Below are 847 nucleotides of genomic sequence, written 5' to 3' on the forward strand. Positions count from 1 at the left end.
CGGGTGTCGCAAAAGGTGCAATCCTAACGCATCGCAACATGATTGCGAACGTGCTTCAGGCGAAAGGGGCTTACGGTCCAGTACTTTCTCCAGGTCGTGAATTAGTGGTAACCGCATTGCCGCTTTACCACGTGTTTGCACTGACAGTGAACTGTTTGCTGTTTATCGAAATGGGTGGTCGTAACTTACTGATTACCAACCCGCGTGATATTCCTGGCTTTGTAAAAGAGCTGCAAAAATACCAATTCACAGCGATCACAGGTGTGAATACCTTATTCAATGCGCTAGTGAACAATGAAGATTTCCATGAGTTGGACTTCAGTAACCTTCGCTTGGCTGTTGGTGGCGGTATGGCAGTTCAACGTGCTGTTGCTGAGAAATGGCTGAAGACCACAGGCTGCTACCTGCTTGAAGGCTATGGACTTACTGAGTGTTCACCGTTAGTTGCGGCTTACCCGCATGACCTGGTTGAGTACAACGGTTCTATCGGTCTGCCAGTTCCTTCGACAGAAGTTCGTATGGTTGATGAAGAAGGCAATGTACTGCCAAATACTGGTACAGGTGAGCTACAAGTTCGCGGCCCTCAAGTAATGCAAGGTTACTGGCAACGTCCGGAAGCAACTAAAGACACCATTAACGAAGACGGTTGGCTATCAACGGGTGACATCGTTAAGTTTGATGACGAAGGCTTCCTGCATATTGTTGACCGTAAGAAAGACATGATCTTGGTTTCTGGTTTCAACGTTTACCCGAATGAAATCGAAGACGTTGTCGCTCTGCACGGCAAAGTTCTTGAAGTGGCTGCAATTGGTCAACCGCATGAAGTGTCTGGTGAGTTGGTGAAGAT

The 847-nt window shown here is 47.6% G+C and carries 1 protein-coding gene; it reads left to right on the top strand.

Going from position 1 to position 847, the window contains the following annotated elements; all coding sequences use genetic code 11:
* On the top strand, positions 1-847 hold an 847-nt coding region (locus tag R7O13_RS25520; RefSeq protein WP_318305030.1), incomplete at both ends, for an AMP-binding protein.

The organism is Vibrio sp. Y176 (assembly GCF_033438945.1).